Raw genomic sequence first — 1125 nt, 5'->3', positions numbered from 1 at the left:
GTGCCAGCGTGGCGAGGTAGCTCTCGACCAAGGTGCTGACGCACGTGCTGCGGTTGTAGGCCGTGTGTCCTTCGGCGGCGAAGGTGAGCAGTCGTCCGTTCTCGAGTGTTCCGGCCAGAGCCACCGCGTCCTGGTAGGGGGTGTCCGGGTCTCCGGTCGTGCCCAGGACCAGGACCGGTGCGGAACCCGCCGCGCGGTAGGAGCCCTCGTACCGGCTCGGGTGCTCGGTCGTCCACTGGACGCAGGTGGGTGCGTGGTTGTGGTCGTACGTCGGTGGCCCCAGCCCGATGGCGGGTCCCAGCAGTGGCGCCGACGCGGCCTGCGCGCCGACCATCGCGCCCAGCAGCAGCCGGCTGCCCGGGTAGGTGCGGTCGGCGCATTCGACTGCCGTGTTGACGTTCAGGAAGTCGAACGACGCCGGTGACGGCGGGGACAGCAGGAACGAACCCTGCCGCAGCTGGGCCGCCCGCAGCGCCTGCCCCAGGTAGGGCCACACCTCGCGGCCCGAGTTGATGTTGAACATCAACCGGTAGGCCAGGGTGTAGCCGGTGGCCGGGCGCCCGCTCGCGGTGATCACCGGATCGGCGTCCAGATCCTGCTTCAGCCGCTCGAACGCCTGCCGCGGCCGCCCCTCACCGAACCCGCAGGCGGTGGGGTCGGCAGCGCACCAGTCCAGGAAACGGCCCACCGCCCCGTCCAGTGCGGCGAACTGCCCGGCGTCGTAGGCGTAGGGCACCTCTGCGTACCGCCGCGGATCGTAGGCCCCGTCCAGAACCATCGCCCGCACCCGCCGCGGGAACTGCGCGGCGTACACGGTGCCGACGTAGCTGCCGAAGGATCGGCCGTAGAAGGAGAGCGTCTCTTCGCCCAGCGCCCGGCGCAGCAGGTCCAGGTCCTGGGCGTTGGAGCCGGTTCCGATGAACGGCAATATCTGCCCGGAGCGTTCCCGGCAGGCGCGGGCGAAGTCGGCGCCCTGCCGTACCGCCTCCTTGAGAGCCCCCGGACCGGGCACGCCGCGTGCGGTGTCGACGGCTGCCGCGTACTCCTGGTCGTTCCAGCACTCCACCTGCCCGCTGCGCGCCACACCGCGCATGTCGTACCCGACGACGTCGAAGGTGTCCCGCA

At 71.3% G+C, this 1125-nt stretch carries 1 protein-coding gene; it reads right to left on the bottom strand.

Features of this window, described 5'->3' with window-relative positions:
- On the bottom strand, positions 1 to 1125 hold a 1125-nt coding region (locus ACFWVD_RS28775; protein ID WP_379248058.1), incomplete at both ends, for an alpha/beta fold hydrolase.

The organism is Nocardia sp. NPDC058666, from assembly GCF_042714895.1.
Lineage (GTDB): Bacteria > Actinomycetota > Actinomycetes > Mycobacteriales > Mycobacteriaceae > Nocardia.
The sequence above is the reverse complement of the archived record's forward strand: the minus strand, read 5'-3'. Positions and strand labels throughout refer to the sequence as shown.